Annotated in this window: 28 protein-coding genes; 11 read left to right on the top strand and 17 right to left on the bottom strand. The window is 46.0% G+C overall.

What is annotated here, in order from left to right:
- Positions 1-349: 349 nt before the first annotated feature.
- Positions 350-553: a hypothetical protein gene (locus QUB39_RS28135; protein ID WP_333212398.1), complete on the top strand. Its 204-nt coding sequence runs from the start codon at positions 350-352 to the stop codon at positions 551-553.
- A gap of 223 nt (positions 554-776) precedes the next feature.
- On the opposite strand, the gene QUB39_RS28130 is transcribed toward QUB39_RS28135, so the two are convergent.
- Positions 777-2,066 carry a glucose-1-phosphate adenylyltransferase gene (locus QUB39_RS28130; protein WP_333057746.1) on the bottom strand — a complete coding sequence of 430 codons (1,290 nt, stop codon included), beginning with the start codon at positions 2,064-2,066 and terminating at the stop codon, positions 777-779.
- Between the two features lie 918 nt (positions 2,067-2,984).
- Here QUB39_RS28130 and QUB39_RS28125 point away from each other — a divergent pair.
- Positions 2,985-4,451, top strand: coding sequence for a glycoside hydrolase family 13 protein (locus QUB39_RS28125; protein WP_333057748.1), 1,467 nt, complete (start codon positions 2,985-2,987; stop codon positions 4,449-4,451).
- A gap of 154 nt (positions 4,452-4,605) precedes the next feature.
- On the opposite strand, the gene QUB39_RS28120 is transcribed toward QUB39_RS28125, so the two are convergent.
- On the bottom strand, positions 4,606-4,770 hold the full coding sequence (locus QUB39_RS28120; RefSeq protein WP_333057750.1) for a hypothetical protein: 165 nt from the start codon (positions 4,768-4,770) through the stop codon (positions 4,606-4,608).
- Between the two features lie 165 nt (positions 4,771-4,935).
- On the bottom strand, positions 4,936-5,361 hold the full coding sequence (locus QUB39_RS28115; RefSeq protein WP_333057773.1) for a DUF2358 domain-containing protein: 426 nt from the start codon (positions 5,359-5,361) through the stop codon (positions 4,936-4,938).
- Positions 5,362-5,419: 58 nt separating this feature from the next.
- Here QUB39_RS28115 and QUB39_RS28110 point away from each other — a divergent pair, with 58 nt between their 5' ends.
- Complete coding sequence (locus tag QUB39_RS28110; protein WP_333057751.1) at positions 5,420-5,998, top strand: hypothetical protein; 579 nt, start codon at positions 5,420-5,422, stop codon at positions 5,996-5,998.
- 34 nt (positions 5,999-6,032) lie between these two features.
- Here QUB39_RS28110 and QUB39_RS28105 read toward each other — a convergent pair whose 3' ends face one another.
- Together QUB39_RS28105 and QUB39_RS28100 are read right to left on the bottom strand one after the other, a co-directional pair.
- Entirely contained in the window at positions 6,033-6,428 is a 396-nt protein-coding gene (locus QUB39_RS28105) for a VOC family protein (RefSeq protein WP_333057752.1), read from the bottom strand.
- 53 nt (positions 6,429-6,481) lie between these two features.
- Positions 6,482-7,666 carry a histidinol-phosphate transaminase gene (locus tag QUB39_RS28100; protein ID WP_333057753.1) on the bottom strand — a complete coding sequence of 395 codons (1,185 nt, stop codon included), beginning with the start codon at positions 7,664-7,666 and terminating at the stop codon, positions 6,482-6,484.
- A 183-nt stretch (positions 7,667-7,849) separates the two neighbouring features.
- Here QUB39_RS28100 and QUB39_RS28095 point away from each other — a divergent pair, with 183 nt between their 5' ends.
- Positions 7,850-8,131, top strand: coding sequence for a WGxxGxxG family protein (locus QUB39_RS28095; protein WP_333057754.1), 282 nt, complete (start codon positions 7,850-7,852; stop codon positions 8,129-8,131).
- A 159-nt stretch (positions 8,132-8,290) separates the two neighbouring features.
- Here the strand turns inward: QUB39_RS28095 and QUB39_RS28090 are convergent, their stop codons facing one another.
- The 7 genes from QUB39_RS28090 to gor form a co-directional block, all read right to left on the bottom strand.
- Positions 8,291-8,998 (bottom strand): ROK family protein, encoded by a 708-nt coding sequence (locus QUB39_RS28090; protein ID WP_333212401.1) that lies wholly within the window; start codon positions 8,996-8,998, stop codon positions 8,291-8,293.
- 32 nt (positions 8,999-9,030) lie between these two features.
- Positions 9,031-9,726 carry a YqiA/YcfP family alpha/beta fold hydrolase gene (locus QUB39_RS28085; RefSeq protein WP_333057756.1) on the bottom strand — a complete coding sequence of 232 codons (696 nt, stop codon included), beginning with the start codon at positions 9,724-9,726 and terminating at the stop codon, positions 9,031-9,033.
- Between the two features lie 101 nt (positions 9,727-9,827).
- The gene (locus QUB39_RS28080; RefSeq protein ID WP_333057757.1) at positions 9,828-10,313 is read right to left on the bottom strand and encodes a Spy/CpxP family protein refolding chaperone; all 486 of its coding nucleotides are present in this window, start codon (positions 10,311-10,313) and stop codon (positions 9,828-9,830) included.
- Positions 10,314-10,332: 19 nt separating this feature from the next.
- On the bottom strand, positions 10,333-10,779 hold the full coding sequence (locus tag QUB39_RS28075) for a hypothetical protein (protein ID WP_333212404.1): 447 nt from the start codon (positions 10,777-10,779) through the stop codon (positions 10,333-10,335).
- Positions 10,776-11,366, bottom strand: a complete 591-nt coding sequence (locus QUB39_RS28070; protein ID WP_333057759.1) for a sigma-70 family RNA polymerase sigma factor — start codon at positions 11,364-11,366, stop codon at positions 10,776-10,778. The genes QUB39_RS28075 and QUB39_RS28070 overlap by 4 nt, the downstream gene beginning before the upstream one ends.
- 300 nt (positions 11,367-11,666) lie before the next feature.
- Positions 11,667-12,203 (bottom strand): opioid growth factor receptor-related protein, encoded by a 537-nt coding sequence (locus QUB39_RS28065; RefSeq protein ID WP_333212406.1) that lies wholly within the window; start codon positions 12,201-12,203, stop codon positions 11,667-11,669.
- Between the two features lie 375 nt (positions 12,204-12,578).
- Positions 12,579-13,922, bottom strand: a complete 1,344-nt coding sequence (gene gor / locus QUB39_RS28060; RefSeq protein WP_333057761.1) for a glutathione-disulfide reductase — start codon at positions 13,920-13,922, stop codon at positions 12,579-12,581.
- A 281-nt stretch (positions 13,923-14,203) separates the two neighbouring features.
- Between gor and QUB39_RS28055 the strand changes: the two genes are divergently transcribed.
- Together QUB39_RS28055 and QUB39_RS28050 are read left to right on the top strand one after the other, a co-directional pair.
- Positions 14,204-14,863 (top strand): Uma2 family endonuclease, encoded by a 660-nt coding sequence (locus QUB39_RS28055; RefSeq protein ID WP_333057762.1) that lies wholly within the window; start codon positions 14,204-14,206, stop codon positions 14,861-14,863.
- A gap of 752 nt (positions 14,864-15,615) precedes the next feature.
- The gene (locus tag QUB39_RS28050) at positions 15,616-16,380 is read left to right on the top strand and encodes an ABC transporter ATP-binding protein (RefSeq protein WP_333212409.1); all 765 of its coding nucleotides are present in this window, start codon (positions 15,616-15,618) and stop codon (positions 16,378-16,380) included.
- A gap of 182 nt (positions 16,381-16,562) precedes the next feature.
- Here QUB39_RS28050 and QUB39_RS28045 read toward each other — a convergent pair whose 3' ends face one another.
- From QUB39_RS28045 to tadA, 3 genes are all read right to left on the bottom strand, one after another.
- Positions 16,563-16,943 (bottom strand): hypothetical protein, encoded by a 381-nt coding sequence (locus tag QUB39_RS28045; RefSeq protein WP_333212411.1) that lies wholly within the window; start codon positions 16,941-16,943, stop codon positions 16,563-16,565.
- Positions 16,944-17,169: 226 nt separating this feature from the next.
- Positions 17,170-17,841 carry a lysophospholipid acyltransferase family protein gene (locus QUB39_RS28040; RefSeq protein ID WP_333057774.1) on the bottom strand — a complete coding sequence of 224 codons (672 nt, stop codon included), beginning with the start codon at positions 17,839-17,841 and terminating at the stop codon, positions 17,170-17,172.
- A gap of 300 nt (positions 17,842-18,141) precedes the next feature.
- On the bottom strand, positions 18,142-18,642 hold the full coding sequence (gene tadA / locus QUB39_RS28035; RefSeq protein WP_333057765.1) for a tRNA adenosine(34) deaminase TadA: 501 nt from the start codon (positions 18,640-18,642) through the stop codon (positions 18,142-18,144).
- A 75-nt stretch (positions 18,643-18,717) separates the two neighbouring features.
- On the opposite strand from tadA, the gene QUB39_RS28030 reads away from it, so the two are divergent.
- Both QUB39_RS28030 and menB read left to right on the top strand, forming a co-directional pair.
- Entirely contained in the window at positions 18,718-19,314 is a 597-nt protein-coding gene (locus tag QUB39_RS28030; protein WP_333057766.1) for a TerB family tellurite resistance protein, read from the top strand.
- Positions 19,315-19,600: 286 nt separating this feature from the next.
- Positions 19,601-20,434: a 1,4-dihydroxy-2-naphthoyl-CoA synthase gene (gene menB / locus QUB39_RS28025; protein WP_333057767.1), complete on the top strand. Its 834-nt coding sequence runs from the start codon at positions 19,601-19,603 to the stop codon at positions 20,432-20,434.
- A 230-nt stretch (positions 20,435-20,664) separates the two neighbouring features.
- Here menB and QUB39_RS28020 read toward each other — a convergent pair whose 3' ends face one another.
- The gene (locus QUB39_RS28020; RefSeq protein WP_333057768.1) at positions 20,665-20,967 is read right to left on the bottom strand and encodes a hypothetical protein; all 303 of its coding nucleotides are present in this window, start codon (positions 20,965-20,967) and stop codon (positions 20,665-20,667) included.
- A gap of 498 nt (positions 20,968-21,465) precedes the next feature.
- On the opposite strand from QUB39_RS28020, the gene QUB39_RS28015 reads away from it, so the two are divergent.
- Both QUB39_RS28015 and QUB39_RS28010 read left to right on the top strand, forming a co-directional pair.
- The gene (locus tag QUB39_RS28015; protein WP_333212414.1) at positions 21,466-22,716 is read left to right on the top strand and encodes a hypothetical protein; all 1,251 of its coding nucleotides are present in this window, start codon (positions 21,466-21,468) and stop codon (positions 22,714-22,716) included.
- Positions 22,717-22,984: 268 nt separating this feature from the next.
- Positions 22,985-23,689: a PspA/IM30 family protein gene (locus tag QUB39_RS28010; protein WP_333212416.1), complete on the top strand. Its 705-nt coding sequence runs from the start codon at positions 22,985-22,987 to the stop codon at positions 23,687-23,689.
- A gap of 54 nt (positions 23,690-23,743) precedes the next feature.
- Here QUB39_RS28010 and QUB39_RS28005 read toward each other — a convergent pair whose 3' ends face one another.
- Positions 23,744-23,920: a hypothetical protein gene (locus QUB39_RS28005; RefSeq protein ID WP_333057771.1), complete on the bottom strand. Its 177-nt coding sequence runs from the start codon at positions 23,918-23,920 to the stop codon at positions 23,744-23,746.
- A 70-nt stretch (positions 23,921-23,990) separates the two neighbouring features.
- On the opposite strand from QUB39_RS28005, the gene QUB39_RS28000 reads away from it, so the two are divergent.
- The gene (locus QUB39_RS28000; RefSeq protein WP_333057772.1) at positions 23,991-24,776 is read left to right on the top strand and encodes a PspA/IM30 family protein; all 786 of its coding nucleotides are present in this window, start codon (positions 23,991-23,993) and stop codon (positions 24,774-24,776) included.
- Positions 24,777-25,077 lie beyond the last annotated feature (301 nt).

Here is a 25,077-nt window from a genome sequence, read left to right as displayed (position 1 = left end):
CCCGTCCAAAAAGGACGGGCGGGACGCCCATCCCACTTTCAAGAGTGAAAGTTATTTAATTCTCATTCCTTAGCAGGTTTTCATCAGCAAGTTCGGTCAAATCTGGTTTCTAAATTGTGACTATATAATACCCTAAATTGCGCCGTTCTTCCACAAAATTCCTAGATATTTTTTATTCACCCCAGATCCGTCCTATAAAATTTTATTTTTACAACCTCTGAATAGATTTAAATCCAACTAATATAACATAATTTCTTTGCTGTCTGTTAGCTAAATCACACATTTTTATAAAACATTAAGATAGAATAGTATAGCGATAAGCTTTTAACGCTACTAGGGTGCTAACATTATGAATTATTTGCTAAGTTGGCCTTGTGGCTGCTGCGACGATTGGAAAGATAGTTCCGAGAGTGCTGTGGTACTCAGAAACGGGCAGCGCATTTGTCAGTCGTGCTACCAGCGCAAATACAAGAATCATAAGCTATTCGCTAGACGCAGGCGATCGGACATATCTGTATCGCGGCAGACAGTAACAGAGACTCTCGCTTATTAATACGCGAGCCTTTGAATAAAGTCAAGTATTTAGACAAACTCGCATCAGTGGTGGGAATTAATAATCAACAAAAAAAAGAATGAATTTAGTCATCAGTCATCAGTCATCGGTCATTGGTGATCTGTCACTAATTTACTTATTTATCATCAGTCACTTGAAAAGCAGGTAACAGATTTTAACTTAAAAAACGAATGACTGACGACTAATGACTAATGACTAATAACTAAATGATAGTTCCATCAGGAATCGTGGCATTTTTCAGGACTACGATAATGCCGCTGCGGATGTAAAAACCTTGGTTTTCGCGGTTGGCTTCTTCCACTCCGTCTTTATTAATTATTTGAACATTGCGGCCGATGCGGGCATTTTTATCCACAATCGCGCGGCGAATTGTAGTATCTGCACCGATACCGAGGGCGACGCCGCCGTTGTCCAAACTCGAATGCCGTTCGGCGTCGGGTTCGTAGAAGTCAGCACCCATTACCAGGGTGTCTTGAATTGTACATCCAGCTTCAATGCGCGATCGAACTCCCAACACAGAATGGTCGATCCGGCACTGTTTGAGAATGCAGCCTTCAGCAATAATCGATTCCGTCACGTGAGTATCTAAAAGCTTAGTCGGCGGCAAGAAACGCGGGCGAGTATAAATCGGCGCATTTTCATCGTAGAAACTGAAAGGCGGCTGAGGCTGTTTGGTCAGAGCCAAGTTAGCATCGTAAAAAGCCTCAATGGTTCCGATATCTTCCCAATAATCGTCAAACAAATAAGCTTGAACGTTGTGGTCTTTGGCATTATTCGGAATAATCTCTTTACCAAAATCAGTTTGGTTGGGAGATTCTTTCAGAAGTTTAATCAGAACTTCTTTTTTGAAGACGTAAATCCCCATCGAAGCAATGTAAGGACTTTCCTGAGCCTGCTGCGCTGTCAGTCCCAGTTTAGTAGTATCGACCTGCATTTGTTTGAGCGCATCGCCTTTTGGCTTTTCGCTGAAAGAAACAATGCGGCCGTTGTCGTCTATTTTCATCAAACCAAAATCCGAGGCCCGCTTCTCGTCCATAGGCAAAACCGAGAGGGTGATATCGGCATTGGTTTCGCGGTGTCTCTGCACAAACTTCTGGTAGTCCATGCGGTAGAGGTGATCGCCCGAAAGAATCAAGTATTCGTCAACGTCCCACTCTTCTAGCAGCCAGAGATATTGGCGAACTGCGTCGGCTGTCCCTTGAAACCAGTTGGGGTTTTCCTGAGTTTGCTGGGCGGCGAGAACCTCCGCAAATCCCTCGGTGAAGCCGGAAAACTGGTAGGTGCGAGCAATGTGACGGTTCAGGGATGCCGAGTTGAATTGCGTGAGGACGTAGATTTTGACTATTTCCGAGTTGATGCAGTTGCTCAGAGGAATATCGATGAGGCGATATTTGCCTGCGAGGGGAACTGCGGGTTTGGCTCGCAATTTGGTTAGGGGGTAAAGGCGGGTGCCTACACCGCCACCGAGGATGATGGCTAAAACTTTTTTCAAGGAACTTTCTCCCTAGGGTCGATTAACTCTCCAAGTACAGTGTCGGATGGTGAGGGCTTCTTGACAAGGGGGGGGAGCAAGGAAGTTTTGAGTTTTGAGTTATGAGTTGAGTCGCTTACACAGAAACCGGGTTGTTTAATCCAAATACTTCTTCAAACCCTCAATAAGAGTTATAAAACCCGGTTTAGAAGAGTTGGATTGTGTGCGGGGCTGGAGTTAGGGGTTTTGAGTGGTGAGTTAAAATACCCATCAATCCATAATCGATATTTAAAAAGTTTTGAGTTGTGAGTTAAAATACCTTTCAATAAATAACGGCAGTTTAAGGAAAGAATAAGGTTCGGGGTTTTGGCTGTTAATAACAAGTTTGTTGGGTAAATTCCCCGTTTTCATAATTTCTCGATCGAGGCTCATGGCGCTGTTGTTCTTTTTTAAGGCAGGTAGTCGATCTCACTGCCACGCCCGCTGACCGAAAATCCAGGATACCCGCCACGTGATTCATCCGTCCAGAAATAAAAAACCTGTATCCTATGTAACTTGCCGAACGTATTTATCTCGCGCAAGTCAATGCTTCAATTCTAAAATCTAAAATTTAAAATCTAAAATCGCGCAATCGATTGACACTCTGTGTGATCCTTTCCTCGCATGGTTCTGCTTGAATGTGAGTGATCCGGTTTTTTTAGCGGGCGTTTCTGTTACCTGAGTTTGTCCGAGTCCACAGCACTCAAGAAGCGCTGCCCGTCGGGACGATAAATTGCTAGGTAGAGTCAGTTTTCCATCTTAGATTGACTGCAAATTTGTGTGATTTTTTACAATTTGTCGATCGACAAAAAGGGAGAAAATGTCTATTCTCTACCAAAAGTTAGATACCCTAGAAACCTCTGCTACTGTAGCCTAAGCGGTAAAAGCTAGAAAAAGTGTATGCAAATTCAAACGCCGGACTGGGTTAAAAACGCCGTATTCTACCAAATATTCCCCGATCGCTTCGCCAAAAGCAAACAGCCTCGCAAACGCATGCTGCAAAACTTCATGTGGGAAGAATGGCACGCAATCCCCACCCTGCAAGGCTACAAAGGGGGCGACTTGTGGGGCGTGATGGAAGAGCTAGACTACTTGCAAGACTTAGGAATTAACGCAATTTACTTCACCCCCATATTTCAGTCGGCCAGCAATCACCGCTACCACACCCACGACTACTATCAAGTCGATCCGATGTTGGGTGGCAATCCGGCTTTTAAAGAGCTTCTAGACGCCGCTCACGATCGCAACATCAAAATCGTCCTCGACGGCGTATTCAACCACGCCAGCCGCGGCTTTTTCTTCTTCCACGACATCCTCGAAAACGGCCCCGGTTCTCCTTGGCTCGATTGGTTTAAAATTGAAGGTTGGCCGCTATCTGCTTACGACGGCAATTTTCCTGCTAATTATGCCGGTTGGGATGGGAATCGAGCCCTTCCTGTATTCAATCACGACAATCCAGAAGTGCGAGAATACATCATGGAAATCGCCGAATATTGGATTAAATTCGGCGTCGATGGCTGGCGGCTGGACGTTCCTTTTGAAATTAAAACTCCGGGATTTTGGCAGGAATTTCGAGACCGAGTTAAAGCAGTTAATCCCGAAGCTTACATTGTGGGGGAAGTTTGGGAAGATGCGACAGAATGGCTCGACGGTACTCAATTTGACGGGGTGATGAATTATCTTTTTGCTGCACCGACTATTGCTTTTGCAGCGGGGGACAGGGTTGATTTAACTCAAATTGAAGGCCGTGCTTACCATCCCTATCCGCCGCTTTTTGCTAAAGAGTACGGCGACAAAATTCAGCAGGTTTTGGAAATGTACCCGTGGCCCATACAGCTAACTCAACTTAATTTGTTGGCCAGTCACGATACTGCGAGGTTGTTAACAATTGCAGGAGGCGATAAAGCTAGTGTCGAACTCGCAACTTTGCTGCTGTTAACTTTTCCCGGAGCTCCTAGCATTTACTACGGCGATGAAGTTGGTTTGCCCGGTGCTCTCGATCCCGATTCTCGCCGCGGTTTCCCCTTACAAGCTCGCTGGGAACTTGATGTTTTAGATTATCACAAGCAGTTGATAGCTTTGCGGCACAAATACGCTGCCCTCCGCACTGGATCGTACCAAGTTCTGTTTGCTGAGGGAACGGTTTACGTTTTTGCCAGAATTTTGGGGGATGAGGAAATAGTTGTTGCTGTCAATGTCGCGACCGAAGAAGCTAATATTAGCTTTGAGCCAGCTAGTTTGAAATCTCCTCACGATAAATTGCTGTTCGGTAAAGGCGAGTTTGTTTGGAAAGGTGACGGGAAAACTCGCCTTTTAGAATTGATGCTGCCGGCGCGATCGGGATTGATTTTAGGTTCGGATAATTAGTTCAGCAATTACGCAAGTGTCACGATTCAATCGACTTGTAGGGTGCGTCAGACCGATTGATGGACGGATGATCGAGGGTTTGGGATCTGACCCACCTTACTAATTGTGACACTTGCGTAATTTCTCTAGTTTAAAATGTAAGGTGCGCCCATAATCACCCTACTAAATCTAGAGATGCCGCAAGTTTGATTATGCTGCAAGCAATGCTGGTATAAGGTGCCGGTGTTTGCAATAAATCTAACAAACCAGCCGCTTCAATAACAGTCACGGGTGTTTTGAAAGAGTCTGCATTGGTGGCAGTCTGGACAATATCAGCCATGAGATTTTTCAGGAGTGCAAATAGCAGAAAATCCATCAACGGCGACAATCATTTTAGCAATTTACAAATAGCAGAAAATGAATCGGAGGGATGATGATTATTTTAGCCATTATAAGTTAATTCGGTTGCTGGCTCTGATGGCGAGGCGCGATCGACCTTTTTGGCTTATACTTGGGTCGCCTCCTCTCCCTTGCGGAAAAACTGCTTTAAAATCTCTCCGGGTTCTCTGTCCCAGGTGTCGATATGTTCGTAAATTAAGCCGTCTTTGTCCAGTTTATAAGTAGAGTAGCCGTTAAAAAAAATCCGAGCTTTCCAGGGAACCCGCAGTGTGCCGCGAACAGTCCAATTTGCCACAATACTATCATGGGCTGTCTGACCTACGTCGTGCAGGTCGAAGAAAATCTCGTTAAAGAATAGCTGCCCGTGAAATCGCAGAGTCCAAAAGATAATGCGATAGTTGATTTTTCCTTTAAATTTGTTAACAGGGTCTTGAAAATAAACATCTTTTGTGTAGATGTCGTAGGAGATGTCTTTCTCAAAAAGCGTCGGGAGATCCGCTTTCAGGGTATCTACTGCTTGTTCTACCTGCATTTGATATTCGATCGCGCTCAAACTACCACCTTGTGACAGTATTAATTTATAACTTTAAATGAATAATCTCGATCGGCAGCGGGAGGAGAAAAAAATTGATACTTCAACCAGCTCTAATCTTACCTCTAATTATATTGTCCCCCTCGGCCTTTCTGCTGACCCGGACTTGCGACATCGAAACCTTGGCACAGATTTGACAGAACACCCCCACTCCTCTGACATTCTCGCAGAAATCAACAGCGGCAAGCTGTTGATGGTAGATAGCCGTCGCCGGAACGGCCTAATTTTGATTAAACGTTTCCACGCGGAGTTTGCCGGGCCTGGGGCTGCCGTTGGGGGCGCTTTTGATGTTGACTCTGTGCAGGCTATTCCCGTGGGCGATTTTTGTTTGGTTTGCCCTCACTCTCCCCAAGAAATACAGAAAGCTTTGGGAATTCGGCGGCAGTGGGTGCGGTTAATGGAACAGTTAACGGCAAAGCCTACAGCTTTGGAACGCGCACACATGGTTTTAACTCAGTTTGAACAATATTTGGATTCGGAAACGGTGGCACAAATTCCCGATGAAGCTTTGGCACTTTTAGTAGGCGTATTTCCTCAAACCCTTCGGGCGGCGCGGCAAGGAAATGATCAGTTATAAATTGGTGTAGATACCTTATGGTGTGATCGCGCTGCTACAAGCTCCACTCGGCATTCTGCAAAACTACTCGATAGCCATCTGGGTCTTCAAAGGTCACTCCATCTTTGTCCCAGTAGGGATTGTAGGAGTTTACAGGCTCAAATCCCATTGCTTTCATTCGCTCAACAACCTGCTGCCATTCTTGGTGGTTAGGAAGGTAAAAGACGATAAGATTGTCTTGAGTTGGAGCGCCACCTACAATATGTCCCCGTTGATGGATGAATTCAAAGTGGTGGCTTTCTCCTGGCATCCCAACCATTACTCCGTCAAAACCTTCATGGTTTTCAAAACTATCGAGGATTTGCAGCCCTAAACCCTCTGTGTAGAAATGAACAACTCGATCGAGGTAATCCGTTGGACGAGCAACCCGTAAAACCTTTCCTTGAAGCATATATATCTTCTCCCAAGTTATTTTTGTGTTAAGCAGAAACGGGATACCGAATATTATGACTTGTCAAAAATTTCTCCTATGCGATCGACTGTCCGCTGATTTTCCTCCGGGCTACCCACCGTAATTCGCAAACCTCCTCCAGTATGCCTAATTAAAGTACCTCCCTCTTTTAGCTGCTGCATGATTTGTTTGTGTTCCTGTTCGGCAGATTCGCCCTCGCCGGCTTTCGCCCGCAGGTAAACAAAGTTAGCCGCACTCGGCCAAACTTGCAATTTTTGATGCTGAGTTAGGGCTGCAATTAATTTTGCTCTTTCTGATAGAGTTTCGGGAATGGTTGCTAGCAATAACTGTCGCTGCGCTAGGGCTAACTCGGCTGCAGTTTGCGAGAAACTGGGAAGGTTGTAGGGGAGGCGAATTTTTTCTAAGGCGGCTGTAAGTTCGGGATGGGCGATCGCATATCCGACTCTCATTGATGCTAGTCGAAATGCTTTGGAAAATGTCCGCAAAATTATCCAATTCGGGTGATGGTGCAATTGGTCTGCTAAAGTATTTTGGCTGAATTCAAAATAGGCTTCGTCAATTACTACTAATATCTCTTCGGGTAAGTTTGACAACCATTTTATTTCATCTGCTGTCAAAGCATTGGCTGTGGGCGAATTGGGGTGAACGACAAAGACGGCGCGCACGGGGGGATTTTGATTTTGGGCTATGGCCCTTTTAGCCGCCTCGATATCGATTTCAAAATTCTCCTCTTTCCGCTGAACACTGACAACGGGAATTCCGAGGGTTTGGGCGATTATTCCATACATCGAAAAGGTGGGATTCGCAACGAAAATAGAGCCTGTACCGCCTAAGCAAGTAGCTATTAAGATGGATCTAATTAGTTCGTCGGAACCGTTACCCACAGAAATATTGTCGGCTGTAATGGCGGTTTTTGGCACTGTAACCCCCCCTAGCCCCCCCTTGTTGGGGGGGACATTTAGGGATTCATTGACGTATTGGGCGATCGCCTCTTTGAGCGCTGCGTGGCCTCCGTCGGGATAGCGATTTGTCTCAATTAACTGCTGGTAAGTCCAAGCTAGCTTTTTTTTTAATTCTTCTGGCAAGTCATAGGGGCACTCGTTGGTATCAAGGCGATCGATCGCACTTTCCGAGTGCGCTGGTTCTCCTGATGTGCCGCCCGGATGGGGAGTGTATGCGGTAAGTTCGGCTAACTCTTTTCGGATAAAGGGAAGCATGGTATAATTTACGACTTTTTATTTTAGATTATCTGCTTAGAAGCATCTGAACTTAGCATAGAGCTTGTTCTATCTCGAAAGCAAGAGGAGAGAAGGAATTGAGTTTCTGTCGATCGATTGATGCGTCGGCTGCGGCCAAGTGATTATTCTTAGAAAGTAACTGCTAATATGTGGAAACCAAGTATGAAAGTCAAGCCTTCCGATATATCTAAAAGTGCCGCCGCTACCCTCATAGCTTTGAGTGTGGCGATTCTCCCTTCAGCGCCTGCCTGGGCTCAAACGGACTCAGCTCCGGCACAGAACAATACTGATTCTAATCGAGTTATTCTAGACACCACTCCCCTTCAAGAAAGCAAGGAAGACAACAATCATTGGGGTGCTTTGGGTTTGTTGGGCATCCTCGGTTTGGCGAATCTCTTTCGCAAGGATGAACCCAAACGCTACCGCGATCCGATGGGCGAATAATTTTTTAAACTGCCATCGCACCAGCCAAAAAACCAAATCAACCGTCGTGGATTCAGAAACCGGGTTTTTTACCGAAAGACTGGATTATTGCCTTTAATCCGAGTAACAAATCCGGTTTCTTTGATATATTTGGGTATTTTGGTCACAAAGTTTGTTTATTCAATCACGCCACAAAGCAATCCCGCCCAATAAACCGCTCACATTTGGTACTATTTTAACCTGCGGCGGTAACTCAACAGCAATCTTTTTAGTATTGCCGCCGCCGATGTAAATGCGATCGCAGTTAAAGAGATTTTGCAGATAGGTGAGCGCTTTTTCCAAACGGCGATTCCATCTTTTGGAACCGACTGTATCTAATGCCGATCGCCCTAATTGCTGTTCGTAAGTTTCCCCTTTGCGAAACGGGTGATGTCCTAATTCTAGATTTGGCACCAAGATACCATCGACAAATAAGGCAGAACCGAAACCGGTGCCCAGGGTAATTACTAATTCTACCCCCGTCCCAGCAATTGCTCCCAATCCTTGAATATCGGCATCGTTAGCCACTCGCACAGGTTTTCCCAAGCGATCTTTGAGGGTAGTTTCTAGGTCAAAATCTATCCAAGACGGATCTAAATTCACTGCGGTTTTGATGACGCCTAGACGCACGACGCCGGGAAAACCGACGGATACTCGGTCAAATTCCCCTTGTCCGCTTGCTAAAGAGGCGATCGCCTCTAATACGGGTTCCGGTTTCGGTGGTTGAGGCGTTTCTAAACGGCTGCGTTCCGTTTGGGGCTCGCCTTCATTGTCCAAAACCATAACTTTTATGCCACTTCCGCCAATGTCAACGGCTAAGGTGCGAGTCGATCGATCTTGTTGAGTCATTTGATTGTTAAGACTTGCAAGTTGGTCAAATTTTAATTTTTGAATTGGCAAAACTTTTGAATCGCTTCCCAAATTTCCGCTAGGACATTTCCCAAAGAATGATCGTCTTCTAATTCGATTAATTGCACCCAGGGACGGTTAGCGGCAAAATCTCTGCTAGCTTGAATCGGTATTATTGTATCATGCTGGCCGTGAAGGATTAACGTAGGGACTGACCGCATTAATTTTTCTTCAGGGTATTGAGCCATATCTGCCAAAAACTGATAATTCAGCGGCAGATAACCTTGTTCGCCGTAGTGGTAAACGGGCAAATATTTCTCCGACTGCCACTTTTCTAACTGTTGCTGTCCCAACAGCGGCAGCCAGTGGGAGATAAATTGAAAAGCCGGTGCTAACAAAACTATTTGTTTTACTGACAATTGTCGCTGGGCCAACCAAGCCGCTGTCAGCCCCCCAAAACTAGACCCAATTATTGTAACTCCCCCTAATTGTTCCTTATCTGCCGATGGGGAGGATATCGAATTAGCGGTTTGCAAAAATTCTGTTTCTATTTGCTGCAACTGGCGGGTGAGGGTGAGACCGGAAAAATCGTTTTGATTGAGATCGGGAGTTTTTAGGTCAATTTCTAGGGACGAAAAGCAATCTCGGAAATATCTTGCCTTAAGGGAATCGGGACTTGATGCAAATCCGTGTAAATAAATGTAACTCGAATGGTTTTTTAAATTCATTCAGTAATTGATATTTAACAACAAATATTAATTATAACACCCACAGCCCCGACTTCTTTAAGAAGTCGGGGCTCTAATAAGCCGTGAACAAAATGGCACTATTACTGCGGTTTTTGACGGTTTTGCATCCGGTTTTTAGCATTTTGTCGGCGCTGCTGCATCAGTTGAGCGAATTGGCTGCGCTGTTCAGGCGTGAGCACTTCTCGCATTGCGAGTGTATTTTCAAATTGCACCTCTTCAAACTGCTGTCTCAATCCCATTATTTGACGGTGTTTTTCACGAATTTCGCTGGCATTTGCCGTGCCGGACATCATCGTGTCCAATTCTTGTCGGGCTTGGCGAACTGCTTGCATTCGCTGGGAAAGTTGGTCTTTGTAGCGATCGCGAACTGCTTGCATTTGCTGCTTTTGGTCAGCGCTTAAATTCAGTTGCTCAAACATCCCGCCTTCCTTGCCAGCGGGTCGATTTGGTCGCTGATTTTGGGCAATTGTTTCCGGTTCTAAAGGATTAGGAACTGCTATTGCTGCGGCTGTGCTGCCGAGAGTCAGCATTAAAACGGCTAGGGCAGAAATACGACGAATTGACATGAAAATTACCTCTTTGATATTACTTATTTGTTGGCGGTTCGCTTTCCGAGGAAACAGGGAAATTCAACCAGTCTGTTGGCGGGCGATCGGTCATAGTTTCTTGGGGAGAGTCATGGAGTACACCCTCCCAGTTAGTCACTAAAAATGCTTCTAAGTTAGCTGTTTCCTCATCTGGTAATTGTGCAGTCTCAAACGGACGGTAGCCAGACCAAAAAAGTAGCAGGCTAGCAGCAATCGCAGACGACACAGCCCACTTAGAAACAGATGATATTTTTAACCTGTCATGAGACTTAGGTGACGTAGTTACTCGCCTTTTTTCCCGGTGTTTTTCATTAAGAAGGCTCGCCTGATTAGTTTCTATTGCTGCTAGAATTTTTTGCTCTAAATCTGGTGCAGCTTCAGGAATATTGGCGCGATGTTGCTTCAAGAAATTAACTAACTCTTGGTCGCTGCTTGGGTTATTCATAGCTCGCTGACACCTTCTTTTTGCAAAAATTGCCGCACAGCATTTCGGGCATAAAACACGCGAGATTTGACAGTTCCCGCAGGCAGTCCCAAAATTTGGGCTACTTCTTTTTGCGGGATGTCTTCTAAGTCGTGCAGCACCAAAACGCTGCGGTGTTCAAAGCTCAATTGCTCCAGTCCGCGCTGCACTAAATCTTGATAGTGCAACTGCATCAAGTCCGATGTGTTATCTTTGAGAATAACCCGATCCATTGTTTCTTGATTTTTGAGTTGGGAGTCAAAAGAATGCTGTTTAGCAAATGCTTGTCTTTGGTCGGAAGCCACATTCCAAGTGATTCGATAAAGCCAAGTAGAAAAGTTTTCCTGGTGCTTGAGTTTGGGCAATCCTTTCCAGACTCGCAGGAATACTTCTTGTGCTAAATCGTCAAGAAGCGAGGGGCCGCAGAGTTGGTAAAGGGTTGACCTGACTTTGAGTTGGTAGCGTTGGTAAAGGTAGCGAAAGCAAGTGCGATCGCCCTTTAAACATTGAGCAACTAAGTCCGAGTCGGAACAGTCATCGATTAAAACATTGGCTGACACAGCTAACACCTGTGAAGTCTCCCCCACCAGTTCGTTATCTGAAGTGTTTAGACAGGGCGATCGCGAAAAAGGTTCAAATCATTTAAAATTTTATTTTGAGCATGAATCCGCTTGGGGTGGAAAACTGCACCAATGTCAGTAACAGGCTTTCCGGCCTGTTCCACAAAAATTAAATAAATTTTCTTGTGGGGAGTAAAGGTTGGGCTTCTAGCCCGCCCCTAACAGGCAAGAGACCTGTTCCACAAAACTCAATTTTATTGTGGAACGGGCCGAAGAGCCCGTTCTTAACAATAATGCAAGATGTGAGTTCTAACGATTTACAGCATTTTTCCAATAAGTATAAGTTTCTAAACCAATACTTTTTTGGTCTTCATTATAGATATCATCTAAACATTTGAAAAGAGCCAAAGCATATTTTTTTAATCCCAACTCTGTTAAACTTGTGAGAATCCTAGTCAGCCGCAAATAGTTGTGATTAAATTTTTCTATCCACTGTCTTTTTCTTGACAAATATTCTGCAGATTTGGCAATTACAATTTCTGCGTTTTCCCCTTCGCGGCATTCCAACCCGTAAAACGCCAGCATGACTTTTAGAGATTTGAATAAGCGACTTCTCAACTCTTCACTTGTTCTAAAAGCTTTAATTACCTCATCATTTAAAGTTGGAGCACTGGAATTAAAGCGACTCTTTTCTCTCAGCGGAAACAGCCATTGAATGTAATTGTGCACGGATTCCAGCTTCTGGTAATCCCACGACCAAATATCCTCGATCGCCCGACCTTGAGAATCAGGCTGCTGACCGAGATAGAATGCTAAAATTTTGTTTTGTTTGGTTGAATTACTCATTAATCTGCTATACAAAAAATCAGAATGTTACTCTTCAGTCGGTTAAAACTGAGATGTTACACCAATATAAATAAAGGAATTTATCGCGGGGTGGGGGCGGTTTTTGACTCTTTGGGTATCTGTTTAAGCTATTGGTGAACCCGCCCCTAAAGATTTTTAAGAATGTTGTTCTTCAGTCAGTTTTAACTCACATCTTGCACCATTCGCAATTACCTGTAGGGGCGGGTTCGCCAACAGCCTCTCCGGTTGCAGATAGGTTAAATAAACCCGCCCCAACCCCACCAATAGCCCTTTATTGAGATTGGTGCAAGATTTCAGTTTCAACCGACTTTAGCTATTAGCCAGGGGTTTAAACCCCTGACTGCTTCCCCCGCTTTACCGCAGAGTCACAAACTCTTCAGCAGTCGATGGGTGAATGCCAATAGTCGCGTCGAAGTCTTTCTTCGTAGCCCCCATATTAACCGCGATCGCCATTCCTTGAATAATCTCGCCCGCGTCTTTCCCAACCATGTGCACACCCAAAACTCTGTCAGTATTAGTTTCAACAACTAACTTGACAAAAGTTTTCTCATCTGCACCTGTCAAAGAATGAAACATGGGTCTAAACTTGGCTGTATAGCACTTAATTGATTCGGGAAACTTGGCTTTAGCTTCCTCTTCTGTTAAGCCAACTGTAGCTGCTTCCGGCTGCGAAAATACTGCTGATGCAACATTTTCGTGACTGATCGATCTGGGGTTATTACCAAATTCAGTATCTGCAAAAGCGCGGCCTTCGGCGATCGCAATTGGCGTTAAATTGATGCGGTTGGTGCAATCTCCCACTGCAAAAATGTGGGGCTGACTGGTGCGGCTGTCTTTGGTAACTGCGATCGCACCTTTATCGGTTTCTACCCCCGCATTTTCTAAACCCAATTTTTCTAAATTTGGTAAGCGCCCGGTAGCGCACAACAGGGCGTCTACTATTAGCGTTCCTTCAGATTTTCCCGACAGAGTTAATTTTAAACCTTCTGGGGTTTTCTCAATTTGTGCGATCGAGCTTTCTGTCAAAAATTCGATTCCGTGCTTAATCATTCCTTCTTGCACGTTGGCGCGAATTTCTGCGTCGAAGTAGTGCAAAATTTGATCGCGCCGGATGATTTGAGTTACTTGGCTTCCCAACCCGTTCATGATGCAGGCAAATTCGACGCCGATGTAGCCACCGCCCCAAATTGCTAAGCGTTTTGGCTGCTCTTTTAGCAAGAAGATTTCACGGGAAGTAATCGCGTGTTCGATACCGGGAATGTCAATGCGATGGGCTTCACCGCCCACTGCAATTAAGATTTTGGCGGCGGTGATTTTTCTGTCACCAACTTCGACGGTATGGGGGTCAATAAATTTGGCGTATCCTGAGATTAATTCGACTCCGGCTTTTTCAAGAAAGCTGATGTGCAGTTTGCTGAGTCGGCGCACTTCTGTGTCTACCGTGGTGACAAGTTTTTCCCAATCAAAGCTGCTTTCTACTGGACTCCAACCGTAGCCCACCGCATCTTCGTAAAGGTGCGAAAATGTGGAGGCGTACACCATGAGTTTTTTGGGGACACAGCCGCGAATTACGCAGGTTCCGCCTACTAAGTCATTTTCGGCGATCGCCACTTTTGCGCCGTAGGATGCTGCTCGCTTGGAACTCGCCAATCCGCCGGAACCCGCACCTATCACAAACAAGTCGTAGTCGTATGTCATAATTGTCTGTACCTTCTTATCGCCCACTTACCAATTTTACGCTTTACTTTTCTTAATGATATCTCAAAAAAATTTTGTTTTTTTTGGGGTCAACTACTTTACTTTTTGCGCTTACTGAGGTATTATTTAATAATAGGAATATTTGCATTAATTTTAAAATTGCTCACACTCCCATTATTAGACTATAGCACAAGCGACCGACAAGAAACATATAAAAATGTAAATTTTTTTTCTGCGGCAGATGAGGAAATAGCTAATTATAGTTCTCGGAGACAACCACCATGCAAGTCACGACCGAACAAATTATTTATCCATGCAGCGACGGTCAACCAATGGCAGATAGCACAATTCAATACAAATTAATCGTCAAAATCAAAGAAGGTTGCGAATCGCTGTTTAAAAACGACCCAAACGTGTTTGTAGCAGCCGATTTACTGTGGTATCCAGTTGAAGGTAGACCAGACATTTCTCAAGCACCGGATGTCATGGTAATATTTGGCAGACCAAAAGGCGATCGACGTTCCTACCTGCAATTTAACGAAGATAATATTGCTCCCCAAGTTGCCTTTGAGATTCGCTCTCACAACGACAGACAAACCAAGATGTACAAAAAACTTTCATTTTACAATCGCTATGGAGTCGATGAATATTACCTTTACGATCCCGAAAGCAACGATTTGAGCGGTTGGCAAAGAATTGAAGGAAACTTAGAAATAATTGAGCCGATGGAGGGCTGGGTAAGTCCGAGATTGGGAGTACGATTTGAGTTGGGCGAAGCTGGGTTAGAAATTTATCGACCCGATGGACAAAGGTTTCTTTCCTATGCGGAATTGGAGGAACAGGGGGAATTAAACCGCCAGCGTGCCGAACAAGAAGCTCAAAGAGCCGAACGTTTGGCAGCAAAACTGCGCGAATTGAACATCGATCCTGAGAGCATTTAAGCGACAAATTAGACCTCTTGCAAAGGTCAAAAACACCCCCCTCAGTCCCCCCTTGCTAAGGGGGGAAGCAAGAAAAATTAGGCTCCCTCCCCGCGACTTCGGGGAGGGTTGGGAAGGGGTCTCAGCATTTTTGCAAGAGCTCTATTGTTGAATTTAGGGCTTACGCATCAAGACCACAGAAACCGGGTTTTTTATGGTTTATGCGCGCTGTAGCGAATGATGTTCGTGAAAAAACCAGGTTTCTCACCACCTTTGTGTAAGTTCCATAATTACAATTTGTCCCACTTGTTTAAAGTCGCGAAGCAATCTCCATTCTTCGGGATTGGTTCACTCTACTCCGGTGCATTTGCAATGACCGAAAGCATCCAGAATACAAGCCCCTAGATTCATTCCTTCGGAGACTCAGAACCCAGAGATAAAAAACCTGTATCCGATGAAACTTTCCCCCCTAATTTATCTCGCGCAAGTCAGTCGATTTTAGATTTTAGATTTTAGATTTTAGATTTACCCCACAGATAAATCTGGGAGCTTGAACTAGGGTCTAAAATTTTTATCTTTCCACGACTTAAGTCGGGAGCTTGTATCCGTTTTTGGGCCTTGTCAATGCTTCAATCTAAAATCTAAAATCTAAAATCTAAAATCGATTGACGCCTGATACTAAAATTAGCGTCCAAACGATCGCCACGACCGCCGCCAAAACCGATAAGAAGTGTTAAGTTAGTAGTTAGTTGTGTCGATCGCACAGAAAAAAAATGCCTGAACTACAAACCGATACATACCAAGACCTCGACCCGCAAGTCCTCTCAAAGCCAGTTGTTGTCGGTCTGGAAGATGTAACAAAAGTTTACGGGATTGGCGACCTCGAAGTTCGCGCCTTAAACGGCGTCAGCTTGACGGTAAGACAAGGAGAATATTGCTCGATTATGGGCGCATCGGGTTCCGGCAAATCTACAGCTATGAATATTATCGGCTGTCTCGATCGACCTACGAGCGGCAGTTACTACTTAGACGGCGTAGATGTCGCCCAAATGCCCGAATCAGAATTAGCCGGAATTCGCAATCTAAAATTAGGTTTTGTCTTCCAACAATTTCACCTGTTGCCTCAATTGACCGCCTTAGAAAATGTCATGTTACCGATGGTTTATGCCGGCATTCCCGCAGCAGAAAGACGGGAACGGGGAGTAGACGCTTTAACAAAAGTAGGGCTGGAAAGTCGGCTGCAAAACAGACCAAATCAACTATCAGGAGGACAGCAGCAGCGGGTAGCCATCGCCAGGGCTATTGTCAACCGTCCCGTGTTGTTGCTGGCTGATGAACCTACAGGTGCATTGGATACAAAAACTACTCAAGAAGTAATGGATATTTTTACAGAATTCAACGAAAGCGGCATGACTGTTGTGATGGTAACGCACGAACCCGAAGTAGCGCGTCAAACTCGCCGCGTTGTCTGGTTCCGCGACGGTAAAGTTATTCACAATAATCTCAACCCGGAAGAACTTTCACACGCGGTATTTTAGTAGAATAGTCCGCGAAAAGCGAAAAGAAAATCGGGCGAGTGAAATCGCTTCTAGACAAACGAAGTCCACTCCAAGCGGACTGAAGAATCAAGAGGGTATTACTTCTATCCAAGAGGGCTTTAGCTATTAGACAGGGGTTTTCAACCCCTGGCGGACTAATAGACAAAACGCCAGATATCTGATTAATGAAAAGCACTGGGAAAAGCTTCCCAAACTCGATCGACAAAATCTCTAAGTTGCCGAGATGCGATCGCACCATCCTTTTTCTCAGCATCCAGAGACTGCAACTGAGTCAACAGCGAAATCACCTCAGTATCCAGCGCAGCCCGGAACAAACTCAGCGGCCACAGCAAATCAGCACCATCCCGCAAATCGGATAAAGTGTAGTCTTCCGACCATTGCGCCGATAAATCCTTCCCTGACAGTAATACAACTAACATTAAAGGGCGCACCCAACAAATTTGACGTGCCTCAACCACTTGGATCACCTCTGAATGCAGGCACGCATCTCCACATTCTAAACTGACAATTTGACCCGGCTTAAAGTTCAAAGCACAATCCATTAATGCTCACACTTAATACAGACATAACAAAGCAGCGAAATAAGTGCTGCATCTCTCCACAGCACCGGAAAACATTATATCATAATTCCTTCTTCCTTCTTCCTTCTTCCTTCTTCCTTCTATCCTTTACATCCGTTACATCCGTTACAAAATCCGTTGCCGAACTTCCTTCTTCCTTCTATCCTTTACATCCGTTACAAAATCCGTTGCCGAACCTTCTTCCTTCTCAACTTTCATCAAGCTTTTTAAGAGCCATTTCGAGATCGGCTGTCAACAATCGTGCTTCTTTTTTACCACCGCCACCATGGGCATAATCCGCCACGGAAATCGGAGAACCGATCGCAATTTTTACCTGAGCACCCCATTGAGGAATCCGCGGGCGATAGCGGATACTCATCGGTACAATTTTCACCCCCAAACCCGGTTTGCTCAACTCTGCTTGCATTGCCAAACGCGCCAATCCCGGCTTAATCGGATGAACTTCGCCATCCTGAAAAATACCGCCTTCGGGAAAAATCACCAACATTTCCTTGTCGAGGAGTAATTCCACCCCATAACGGAGACTGCCAATTGCCGGATGCTTGAGATCCACAGCAAACCCCCCCAAATGTCTGATGAACCAACCTTGCAGTCCTTTGACCTCATCAGCAGTTACCATAAACCGCAAATCGCGTCCAGTCACCTTCTGTCCCGTTGAATAGGGCATCATCAGGGCATCCCACCGGGAGCGGTGCGTAGGGGCTAAGATGACAGGCCCGTCTTTCGGCAAGTGCTCCTGTCCGGTTATCTCAATCTTGCCAAAATGAAACGGTAGGACAACATAGTGACCTAGCGGATAGAGCAAGGAGGTTAACCAAGGAGAAACGCGAGAGGTATTAGATGCTACCTTGGCAGGCATTGGCTTCACTAGAGATGATTTACTGGACTGCTTGATCGAGATATAAAGTCTAAAGTAAGGTGTTGGTCAAATCTTTAGTTTTTGGATCGGGACAGTTTTGCTATTGGCCTTGTGCCGATCGAGCGATCGCGCCCGCAAGAGATAATCTGTCACAGGTAAAACCTCAGCCAACCGGACAGCACTAATGCAGAGCAGTCGGCCGCCTGGAAAGCTTGATCGGGCAATTACGGATCTATTATTTCAGTTAAAGGATCAATTTCAATTAAACATCGCCCCGAAGAGAGTAAAAAATTTTACCTGTTAATTTTTCCGGCGCGCTTCAAACCAAGAAAGCAACTGATCGCGGCAAACAGACTCCATAATACCGCCGAGCACCTCTAAGCGGTGACACGAATGCGCGCTATCGGGAATATTAGCGGCAGTCCGAATCGTGCCAGTTTTCGGGTCATCTGCTCCGTATACCAGCAAACCAATCCGAGCTTGGACGATCGCACCCGCGCACATCGGGCAAGGCTCCAGCGTTACGTAGAGCGTGCATTGCTTGAGATGCCAGTCTTGCAAAACTTTGCCTGCCGCGCGCAAAGCCAAGATTTCAGCGTGAGCAGTCGGATCGCAATCTCGCTCTCGCCGATTTTGCGCTTCGGCAATCAATTTGCCAGTACCGTCAACAATGGCAGCACCCACAGGTACTTCACCAGCATCACCCGCTGCTTGCGCCAGTTCCACAGCCCTAGTCATCCAACGTTTGTGAATAAAATAAGTAGTCTCACTAATAGACAACGGCTCAGCTTTATAATTCACGTCATCCCTAAGTAACAGAAAAACTTAAGATCGATAAAGAAAGTTACATTACAGCTTAATCGAGAGTCTTTAATTATGGACACCACTACGATTACCACTGAAATTGTTGAGCTGTTGTGCCGCATTAGTCGGCAAAAGCTGCGCGAACAAGATATCACTCCTTTGGTAGTGTTTCTGACGGCTCTGATTTCCATCCTGCGCGGAGTGATGATTATTGACAGGACGATCGCAGTTGAAGAAGAAGAACGGCTGCAAAAGACTCTCAAAGCCTTTGCCAGCGGCGACCGCGATCGGGTAGAACTAATTCAGCGCCTTGTCAAAGGAGTATCGAAACAGCAGGTTTACTTCAACCCCACGGAATTGCTAACCCTGACAGCTTTGTTCTCAGAATCAGAAAAACTGTTGCTCATCGGTTCCGGCTACGAAATGTCAGCGGCCGACGGACACATCGACCTGCGGGAGCAAATGTACTTACAGTCGATCGCCAATCGGCTCGGCCTCGACTCCCGACACATTGCAGTCATAGACACTTTATTTACTAAAGAAGGAACCCTCGACTCAGAAGCTTTTGCCGAAGTTCAAGCTTTACTCGATCCCAGCGAATTTGAGTCCCGCGATCCGGTATTTGGCAAAGCAGCAAAGCACTTGCTGAGTATTTTACTCCGCCAATAATCCAGCCCCTATAAATTTTTGGGCAGTACAAAGTAGTGAGAGAGGATTTCGAGGATTTGACGCTGTTTCCATTGGAGATGGGAATTGGGCGCTCTTACCTACCAAGAGCGCTGCACGGCGTATGTTGCTCAAAAACCTGGTTTCGGCCTAAGTCCCGCTTGATTTTTTTTTTGCAAGAGTCGATCGACCCTTGTATCCCATTGAACCGAATGCCTCTAAAATCTAAAAGCGACTTGTCGCTGCCTTGATAGACCCAGCTTGGTGTCAAATCTAAAATTGATTGATTATGCAAATTGAATGGCAAACCGCCAAAACCTACGAAGACATTCTCTATCACAAAAGTGGTGGCACCGCCAAAATTACCATCAATCGACCTCACAAACGGAACGCTTTCCGTCCCAAAACAGTTCTGGAACTGTGCGATGCCTTTACTGATGCCCGCGAAGACACAAAAATCGGCGTTGTCCTGTTCACCGGTGCGGGGCCTCATACAGACGGGAAATACGCCTTTTGCGCCGGCGGCGACCAAAGCGTGCGGGGTTCGGCGGGATATGTAGACGAAGGTGGCATACCCCGGTTGAACGTGCTCGACTTGCAGAAGTTAATTCGATCTATGCCCAAAGTTGTAATTGCTTTAGTTGCAGGCTACGCAATTGGAGGGGGTCACGTTCTGCACTTAATTTGCGACTTGACGATCGCTGCTGACAATGCTATTTTCGGACAGACCGGCCCCAAAGTCGGCAGTTTCGACGGTGGTTTCGGAGCTAGCTATCTCGCCAGAGTAGTCGGCCAGAAAAAAGCCAGAGAAATTTGGTTTTTGTGTCGCCAGTACAGCGCGCAGCAAGCCCTAGAAATGGGTTTAGTCAACTGCGTCGTGCCCGTCGAACAACTAGAAATAGAAGGGATTCAGTGGGCTGCGGAAATTCTCGAAAAAAGTCCGATCGCGATTCGCTGCTTGAAATCCGCTTTTAATGCCGACTGCGACGGTCAAGCCGGTTTGCAAGAACTGGCGGGAAATGCCACTTTGCTGTACTATATGACCCAGGAAGGCGCCGAAGGCAAACAAGCCTTTTTAGAAAAACGGGAACCTGATTTTAGTCAATATCCTTGGCTGCCATAACTGGATGGAGAAATCAGTTTTTTTATGCGCTCATATTAAAGTAGATGCTGCTGATTTTTCTGAGTTAGTAAAGCCCAATGCACCCTGTCGTCCAAAAGTGTCAGTATTGATACCTGTTGCCAAAAAAGAATGAAACTGCTTTGCCAGATGCAAACCATGATAATGATCGGTGATTCCCCTATCGAAAATCGAAAATCGAAAATGGTATGAGCAGCAGGGCAGCCGACGAACTAAACTGAGACTGCTGCAGCGGATTTTTCGGTTAACGTTGTGCCTGTAAGCTGGCAGGCATTGCGCTCAGAAAGAGTGACGGTGGCATCCTGCAGCGTCAGAGTCGATTCTGGCCACAGTCCAATTTCTTCTATGTTTTCCCAAGATGACCTAAAAGGCGAAACCGCTAAAGCACAAGCTTTCCAGTGACTTTGAATCGGCCCGCCTAATAAAGCGCAAACACCCCCGCGTCTGCCTTCAGGGGTATAGTGACGGCAGTGACCACAAGCTGAAGTTAAAGGTGAAGTTAATGAGGTTTGCATAAAAGTTCTTAGGGAAATCATTTTCATCTCTAATTGTCCCTTGCAGAGCTAGTCTGCCTTAGAGCATCCCAACCTTTATGCTGTCTGGGTTGTAGCGATCCCCAAAGCATAATTAAATTTTATAATTTATTTATAATCTCGTTATATATAGAAACAATTAGCTCGGTGCTTGCTCATTGTATAGGTAAAAACATAGGTTAAAAGTTTATAAAGGCGTTAGGGATCAAGAAAAAGTACAAATACCCAAGGAGTATGAAAGGTCACAAATAAGCGGTAGCTCAGGATACAAAAATTGGCTGAGAGTGTCGGTAAGCAGCCTCCGGGAAACAGCAACAATTAAGTTTTCAAATGAAAATGAAAAATAGCTGCCGGCGATCGGGCCCCTGTTGCATTGACGCCAAAAGTAGCTAATCATAAAATAGGCAAGTTTTCAACCTTCTTGTTTATCTCTACAATCAAAATATTAAAATTAATTCAGAGGCGGTAGGAGTTTTGCTAATGAGTAAGCGTTCTTCGGTTGAATCCCCAAATCATCAATCCTCTTCAACCCCAATCAACCCTGCTTTGCAAGCAGTCCTGGGGAGTCTAGATGTAAACCTAGAAGCAGAACTGACAACATACAGAAGGCACAGGAGGCGCGCCGAACAGTGGGTGTCGCCCTCAGTTCGTACCGGCAAGCAAACAGCCACAACCGAGCAACAGCTAGCCCAAAATTTGGCGCCGGAGACTGCGGAGGAAACCCAGCAGCCCCTATCGCTGCCGCTATCCCTTGCCGGCACTCAGGGCGATGCCCCGCTAGCAACTACCAGGGGTGGCACAAAATTATCTAGCAGTGCCTTCGCACCCAACAAGTATCTCGAATCAAGCGAAAAACTGATCGAAAGTTTGGACGAGTCAAAAGCTGAGCCTACAGTAGAACGCAGTTTAGCCGCCAGTTTGTTAACTCCCTTGGGACTGAGTTCGATGCTGCTGTTTTTGCTGTCATGCACAGCTTTGGGCTACGCAGTCATGTACCCGTCAAATCTAGTTAAGATTGCCGGCCTGAACCGTTTGCTCGATCGCACCTCACCCTCTCCCAGCAACAGTCGCGCCTCTACTGCCATCTCTGATACCAGCACCAAGGAACTACCGAAAGCTCCCAATCTGGTATCCAAGGAATTTGTCGAGCTAGATTTGAGCACTCTCAGCAATGTCAAGCCGACAGTCAGCCCGATTCCTTCCCCGTCACCAAAAGCATCAATCCCGCCAACTCCGCCAGCGCCTCCGGGCCCGGGCGCGGCTGTGCCGATTCCGACAGAAGACGGCAACCCGGCCAGAGGCAGGGAACAAGGACTCAACAATCTGAGCACGGCTTTGCTTCCCACTCCCAGCCCCAGCGCCGCCCAGCCAGTGCCGACACTGCCGACACTGCCTCCAACACCCTCCCCAGCCCAGCCAGCCGCCGCATCCCCAGCCGCCGCATCCCCAGCCCAGCCAGCCGCCGCATCCCCAGCCGCCGCATCCCCAGCCGCCACACCCCCGCTGGGAAGACCTGCACGGGCCGCCGACGGTTTCTATTACGTTGTCACCGATTACACCGACGAAAAATCGCTGCAGCAAGCCAGAACCGCAGTTCCCGATGCCTACGTGCGGAACTTCTCAAAGGGTGTCAAGATCCAAATGGGGGCTTTGAACGATGCTGCCTCAGCAGAACGTTTGGTGAAAGAACTCCAAGAAAAAGGGGTGAAGCCACAATACTATCAACCATAAATTAGGCAAAGACAATTAAACTAATGATCGGGGAGTAGGTTGGGCCGAGGCACGAACCCTCGGTTTCGCTTCACCCAACATTTGCTCAGTTTTGATGGGTAATGCTCGCGCCCTACCCATCCTAAAAATAATCATGACGACCTAACTTAGAGGGAATTAAAATTTCACAATTAAAAATTAAAAAGACGATTGATGAGTATTCATTTTTAATTTTTAATGGTGATTTCTCTGTCTTAATTCTAAAGTTTAAAATTGGGAGACTGGCAAAATGGGATTATTCGATCGCCTATGGCGAGTGATTCGAGCCAATATTAACAGTTTGGTCGGCGCTGCCGAAGACCCAGAAAAAATTCTGGAACAGGCTGTAATGGATATGCAGGAAGACTTAGTGCAGCTCAGACAAGCTGTGGCAGGAGCGATTGCAGCTCAAAAACGCACTGAACGCCAGTGCTCCCAAGCTGAGTCTACAGCAGCAGAATGGCATCAGCGGGCGCAGCTAGCTTTGCAAAAAGGCGAGGAAAATTTGGCGCGGGAAGCTCTGACGCGCAAGAAATCTTATCAAGAAACGGCAACGGCGATGAAAGCCAGTCTGGATCAGCAATCGGCTGTTGTGACTAAACTTAAAGAAAATATGCGGACGCTCGAAAGTAAAATTTCCGAGGCAAAATCTAAAAAAGATATGTACATTGCCCGAGCTCGATCGGCCGCATCGTCGGAAAGGCTGCAAGAAATGATGGGCAATCTCAGTACCGGCAGCGCTTTGAGCGCGTTTGAACGGATGGAAGAGAAAGTCATGGAGCTAGAAGCTCGCTCCGAAGCAATCGCAGAACTCGGAACTAATGATTTAGAAAAGAAGTTTCTCTCTCTCGAAGGCGCCGACGATGTGGATACCGAGTTGGCGGCGATGAAAGCACAAATGCTTCCGGGCAACAATACACCCAAATTGCCGTCGAGGGAGCCGCCCGCATCCTGAACCCCAGACAACAGAACAAGAGTCGGGACGAGCAAAAACTTCTCAACAGCCTAGCTAGAGATGGCTCGAAGCCTGTTGGGGAATTCCCGGATCGAAGTTAAACTCAAGAGGTAGGTGCATGAATAAGCTTGCCTGCATCACATTACTCGATCGCTTTAAACTGGATTTATCTGTCTGCAAAAATTGCCAAAAACTAAATCGCACTAAAAATCTGACCAGAGTGAATTTCACAACTGCGGGCTAGGGCTATCAAGCCTGCTTTCCGCCTACTTCGTACACCTCACCCAGGAAAAATAGCATTATGGGATTATTTGACCGCATTAGCCGAGTCGTCAAAGCCAATCTTAACGATCTGGTCAACAAAGCTGAAGACCCGGAAAAGATTTTAGAACAGTCTGTTACGGATATGCAGGAAGACTTGGTGCAGTTGCGTCAGGCCGTTGCCAGCGCGATCGCCACTCAAAAGCGTACCCAGACTCAGTACAATCAAGCTGAATCTCAGTCTAACCAGTGGCAGCAGCGCGCTCAGCTAGCCCTGCAAAAAGGAGACGAGACTTTGGCCAGGGAAGCGCTAGTTCGCAAAAAGTCTCACGCTGAAACGGCGGCTACCCTGAAAGCCAGTCTGGATCAGCAATCGGCTCAGGTGGAAAGTCTCAAGCGCAACTTGATCGGTTTGGAGAGCAAAATTTCCGAAGCTAAGACTAAGAAGGATATGCTCAAAGCGAGGATATCCGCTGCTAAAGCTCAGGAACAGCTCAACAATTCCATTGGCTCCCTGAATACTGGCAGTTCAATGGCAGCTTTCGATCGCATGGAAGAAAAAGTTTTGCAGATTGAAGCTCGCGCGGGGGCTTCGGCAGAACTCGCCGCCGGCGGCAGCAATTTAGAGGAACAGTTCCGCTTGCTTGAAAGCGGCGGTGATGTTGACGACGAGTTGGCTCAGATGAAAGCTCAACTTACCGGGGGTTCTGTGTCTCAAGGTCAATTGCCTGCAGCGGGTAAAACGGCAGCAGCTAGTAGCTCGGAGTCGAGCCCGGTGATTGATGCTGAGTTGGAAGAATTGCGATCGCAGCTCAATAAAATGTAAATCTCTATCAAAATTTACTTATTTCTCAGATCGCAGGTTTGATAGAATGCTCCGCCGACCTACAGGACTAGCTTGGGAGGTCGGAGTTTTTTTGACTAATTTTCACTAATTTTATCATTCACAAAGTAGGAATTATGTCAACTATATTTATATTGATTTAAGGAATTAAGTGTTTAAAAAGTGATAGAGTAATTTTATTCCTTGCAAGATGGCTAGCTTGGGAGGTCAATCGATTTTAGATTTTAGATTTTAGATTTTAGATTTTAGATTTTAGATTTTAGATTTTAGATTTTAGATTTTA

Source organism: Microcoleus sp. AT8-B5 (assembly GCF_036705565.1).
In the GTDB taxonomy this organism is placed as follows: domain Bacteria; phylum Cyanobacteriota; class Cyanobacteriia; order Cyanobacteriales; family Microcoleaceae; genus Microcoleus.
The sequence above is the reverse complement of the archived record's forward strand: the minus strand, read 5'-3'. Positions and strand labels throughout refer to the sequence as shown.

Coding starts and splice junctions, on each gene's coding strand:
- QUB39_RS28135 (WP_333212398.1), top strand. CDS start 350: ATGAATTATTTGCTAAGTTGGCCTTGTGGCTGCTGCGACGATTGGAAA.
- QUB39_RS28125 (WP_333057748.1), top strand. CDS start 2,985: ATGCAAATTCAAACGCCGGACTGGGTTAAAAACGCCGTATTCTACCAA.
- QUB39_RS28120 (WP_333057750.1), bottom strand. CDS start 4,770: ATGGCTGATATTGTCCAGACTGCCACCAATGCAGACTCTTTCAAAACA.
- QUB39_RS28115 (WP_333057773.1), bottom strand. CDS start 5,361: ATGCAGGTAGAACAAGCAGTAGATACCCTGAAAGCGGATCTCCCGACG.
- QUB39_RS28110 (WP_333057751.1), top strand. CDS start 5,420: ATGAATAATCTCGATCGGCAGCGGGAGGAGAAAAAAATTGATACTTCA.
- QUB39_RS28105 (WP_333057752.1), bottom strand. CDS start 6,428: ATGCTTCAAGGAAAGGTTTTACGGGTTGCTCGTCCAACGGATTACCTC.
- QUB39_RS28100 (WP_333057753.1), bottom strand. CDS start 7,666: ATGCTTCCCTTTATCCGAAAAGAGTTAGCCGAACTTACCGCATACACT.
- QUB39_RS28095 (WP_333057754.1), top strand. CDS start 7,850: ATGAAAGTCAAGCCTTCCGATATATCTAAAAGTGCCGCCGCTACCCTC.
- QUB39_RS28090 (WP_333212401.1), bottom strand. CDS start 8,998: ATGACTCAACAAGATCGATCGACTCGCACCTTAGCCGTTGACATTGGC.
- QUB39_RS28085 (WP_333057756.1), bottom strand. CDS start 9,726: ATGAATTTAAAAAACCATTCGAGTTACATTTATTTACACGGATTTGCA.
- QUB39_RS28080 (WP_333057757.1), bottom strand. CDS start 10,313: ATGTCAATTCGTCGTATTTCTGCCCTAGCCGTTTTAATGCTGACTCTC.
- QUB39_RS28075 (WP_333212404.1), bottom strand. CDS start 10,779: ATGAATAACCCAAGCAGCGACCAAGAGTTAGTTAATTTCTTGAAGCAA.
- QUB39_RS28065 (WP_333212406.1), bottom strand. CDS start 12,203: ATGAGTAATTCAACCAAACAAAACAAAATTTTAGCATTCTATCTCGGT.
- gor (WP_333057761.1), bottom strand. CDS start 13,922: ATGACATACGACTACGACTTGTTTGTGATAGGTGCGGGTTCCGGCGGA.
- QUB39_RS28055 (WP_333057762.1), top strand. CDS start 14,204: ATGCAAGTCACGACCGAACAAATTATTTATCCATGCAGCGACGGTCAA.
- QUB39_RS28050 (WP_333212409.1), top strand. CDS start 15,616: ATGCCTGAACTACAAACCGATACATACCAAGACCTCGACCCGCAAGTC.
- QUB39_RS28045 (WP_333212411.1), bottom strand. CDS start 16,943: ATGGATTGTGCTTTGAACTTTAAGCCGGGTCAAATTGTCAGTTTAGAA.
- QUB39_RS28040 (WP_333057774.1), bottom strand. CDS start 17,841: ATGCCTGCCAAGGTAGCATCTAATACCTCTCGCGTTTCTCCTTGGTTA.
- QUB39_RS28030 (WP_333057766.1), top strand. CDS start 18,718: ATGGACACCACTACGATTACCACTGAAATTGTTGAGCTGTTGTGCCGC.
- menB (WP_333057767.1), top strand. CDS start 19,601: ATGCAAATTGAATGGCAAACCGCCAAAACCTACGAAGACATTCTCTAT.
- QUB39_RS28020 (WP_333057768.1), bottom strand. CDS start 20,967: ATGCAAACCTCATTAACTTCACCTTTAACTTCAGCTTGTGGTCACTGC.
- QUB39_RS28015 (WP_333212414.1), top strand. CDS start 21,466: ATGAGTAAGCGTTCTTCGGTTGAATCCCCAAATCATCAATCCTCTTCA.
- QUB39_RS28010 (WP_333212416.1), top strand. CDS start 22,985: ATGGGATTATTCGATCGCCTATGGCGAGTGATTCGAGCCAATATTAAC.
- QUB39_RS28000 (WP_333057772.1), top strand. CDS start 23,991: ATGGGATTATTTGACCGCATTAGCCGAGTCGTCAAAGCCAATCTTAAC.